The 3,654-nt window shown below is 36.4% G+C and carries 3 protein-coding genes; all 3 read right to left on the reverse strand.

Going from position 1 to position 3,654, the window contains the following annotated elements:
- Positions 1-54 precede the first annotated feature (54 nt).
- A complete protein-coding gene (locus AC3DU7_RS28390) occupies positions 55-798 on the reverse strand; it encodes a hypothetical protein (protein WP_488042605.1) in 744 nt (247 codons plus the stop codon).
- 81 nt (positions 799-879) lie between these two features.
- Positions 880-2,286, reverse strand: a complete 1,407-nt coding sequence (gene mgtE, locus AC3DU7_RS28395) for a magnesium transporter (RefSeq protein ID WP_488042607.1) — start codon at positions 2,284-2,286, stop codon at positions 880-882.
- A gap of 275 nt (positions 2,287-2,561) precedes the next feature.
- On the reverse strand, positions 2,562-3,437 hold the full coding sequence (locus tag AC3DU7_RS28400) for a type 2 periplasmic-binding domain-containing protein (protein WP_488042606.1): 876 nt from the start codon (positions 3,435-3,437) through the stop codon (positions 2,562-2,564).
- Positions 3,438-3,654: the final 217 nt, after the last annotated feature.

Raw genomic sequence — 3,654 nt, forward strand, 5'->3', positions numbered from 1 at the left:
TTATTAATTATTAATTATTCATTATTAATTATTAACTCTTCCCTCTTCCTTCTCTCAACCTAAATAACTAGCTAAATAAATCCAAGGTAATTCTAATAAACTACGGTGATAAATACTGGTAATAAAACACCTAACAGATAAACCTGAACGACTGCTATTTATCTGTTCTAACTGTGTTTTTAGTGGTAAAAAATAACGATTAACTACATAATTATGACGTTGCAGCCAATTCATACTAGAACCATGAGGTAAATAAGCCAATTTAGCAATTTCTTGCTCAAGATTACAATCAATTAAATCGGCTTTATTCAGACATATTACAATACGTCGAGCTTGAGGACAATCATAAATAAAAAACTCAGTCCAACGATTAAATCTATTGCACCATTGTTGCTGAGTAATATAATTTTCCTGGTCAATGTGAGGCTGTAAAATTTCTCGATAGGGAGGAACAATTAAAAAAATTCCTTCACTTTTACCCACTGTTTCTTTAAAATCTTGCCATTCATTAATATGCTCAGATTGCCATGACCTACGAAATAATTCCCCAGGAGAATCTATCCAATCTACAAGAATTTTACTAATACCAGTAGAAAGTCTAACTTTAACATCCAAAGAACGCTTTTCAATACTTTGAGTAGGTTTAGCAGTGCCATCTAAATTAAGTAAATTTGCCTGGAGATTTTGATAATTTTGATTGACTAAAGAAACCTGGACATAATTTCCTTGGGGATTGGCCAATTCTAATGCGAAATGAGTTTTGCCGACGGCGCGATCGCCTATATAAACTACTCCCATTTTAGAGTTAAGAAGTTAAAGAGCGTGTATGACATTCCAGTAGTTTGGTTATTATAAATCTGTACATAATATAAGTCATATTCATATTTGTAAAATTACTCGTGCCAAATTGAAATAAATCAGAACGCCGAGAACATCCACAGCAGTAGTAATAAAAGGTGCTGACATTAAGGCCGGATCTAACCCAAATGAGCGAAATAAGAATGGCAAAGACGAACCAGCTACAGAAGCCAAAATTGAGATTGCCAGCAAACTTATACCCACTGTCACTGAAACTTCTAAATTACCATTGACAATAAACACCCAAGCCCAAACAGTCGCTAACAAACCGAGAACACTCCCAAGTATTGCACCAGCGGCAGCTTCACGCAGAATCACTTTCAATGGCCCAATTTTCCAGATTTCATCGGTATTCATACCCCGAATGACAACAGTGGAAGACTGCGCCCCTACATTTCCACCAGTACCAGTCAATAATGGAATAAACGCTGCTAAGGCAACTACTTTTTGTAGAATATCTTCTTGCGCTGTAATAATTCCACCCGTAACACTATTTGTCAGCAGTAACACAAATAACCAGACTACTCTTCTGCGAGCAGCAGTAAACAAATTGACTTGGAAATAGTTATCACCTTCAGACTGCACCCCACCTAAAGCATAAATATCTTCAGTAGTTTCTTGTTCCAAAATATCGAGAACATCATCAATGGTAATGATACCCACCAGTCGTTGTTCGCTATCTACTACTGGTATTGCCAGAAAGTCGTAACGCTGAATAATACGAGCAACTTCTTCTTGATCGGTACCAGTTTGCACGGAGACAAAATCACGACTCATAATTTCACTGATAGTTTGGTTTAGTTGAGAAGTGACTAAATCTCGCAATGACAAAATACCTGTAAGATGACGGTTAGTGTCAGTTACATATAGAGAATAAACTGTTTCGGTAACGTGAGCTAATGAACGAATACGTTCTAAACTTTGAGAAACTGTATATTCTTCTTTAAGAGAGATGTATTCCGGAGTCATTATTCGTCCTGCTGTTCCGGAATTGTAACCGAGAAGTTGGGCGGTGGCTTGGCGTTCGGCGGGGCTGAGTTGACCTAATAAACGCCTGACAACGGCTGCGGGTAATTCTTCAAATAGTTTAGCACGGTCGTCAGGTGACATTTTATCAACTATATCTATAACTTCTTGACGTTTGAACTTTTCGCACAGAGACTGTTGTACGCTGGAGTCCAGTTGCTCATAGACTTCGATCGCCTCATGTTTAGAAAGCAAGCGAAATGCTATGACTTGCATTGTTTCTGGTAAACCTTCGATCGCTTCGGCAATATCGGCGGGTTGTACAGGAACTAACATGGCTTTAGCCCCAGATAAGTTATCTTGTTCTAGCAGAGCTTGAAGTTGCGATCTAACTAACTCCCGTAATTCTTGACGAGAAATAGTAGCTATGGAAGAGGATGAATAGTTATTATCTTCAGTCAAAGCTAACCCTCCTAATATATAGATTCCTGAATCTAGTTTAGAGGCTAAATGCACTTTTTGATCGTTATAGCGCCAGGGAATAGTGAACAGGGAACAGGGAACAGGGAATAGCAAGTTGTTCTTTCCCCCCTACTCCCTACTACCCTCTTTTCCGGAGAGGTCTAATGACAATGCACGACTCATGAAAATGCAACGCAACCGAAAAATTATCTCATCTCCCCTAGTTCCCTACTCCACATCTTTAACTATATAAATAGATAGCTATAAAATGGGTTCTATAACCCACTACATTTATCAGCAGCAGAAATAGTCACGCCTATAAATGGAGATGTTGCTCCTGCTAATTTGGTTAAAACATCTGTAATTCGACTAATAGAAAGTTTAATGCGAATATACTCATTGACTGTTTTTTGCCACTCTGAATCATTGGCGGGTAAAATCATGCCGTATGAAATACAAGTAAGTGGTTGATTTGGCTGTATTGAATATTGAGCTTCCTTTAATCCTTCCCGGAAAGCTTCTCCTACTAACAAAATGCCGTCACTGGCAAAGGCATCTATTGTACCTGCAATAGCATCTTTAACAGCAGTTTCTCGACCCGATGCTCCTTGATAAACCTTTTGATCTGCCAGTTGGTATCGACTATCAATAAATTTTTGTGTGAGAGAATCATTCAAAACTCCGATTAAAATTCCTTCCATAAATCCATCAGGATTAACTGTTAGTCTTCTGTCTGGCTTCATCATTAAATATGTGCCAGTGGTGAAGAAACGTTCGGAATAAATGACTCCTGTTGGTGGTTTTTTTCTAATAGTATTAGGACCGCATTCTAGATGGACTCGTTTATTAGCTACACTACTATGACGACCTTTTTCTGAATCTTCATCTAGAATAGTTTCTAATTTTTCTAGGTTAATAGTTTTGTTTAATTTTTTTTCTAAATCTTCCTTAAATTCATTTATTAATTCTATACAAATTCCTTCCCAATTGTTACCAGAAACATAACCAAAAGGAGCCGCATCTTTTCTCATTCCGACTTTTAGGACTCCAGTTTGTTGGATTTCTTGTAATACAGACTGTGACCGAGCAACCCCAGGATTAATTAAAGAAAATATAATACTAAATATGATAATAATTAGTTTGTTCTTCATGTTTTACCTCACATAAAAATAATTAATGTCACTTCTGATATCATATTGTGCAGTTCTCTTAAAGTTTATGAGACATTTAATAATTATACAAGGAAAGTAATAAATGTCAAGTTATTGATAAATGATAACTAATTTGGAAGAAGAAATAAGTAAGATCAAATTTTATTGCTATTCATTTTTAATTAATAAAATTAGCAATAAATAAAAATAGTTAAAA

It is taken from the genome of Okeania sp., from assembly GCF_983059655.1.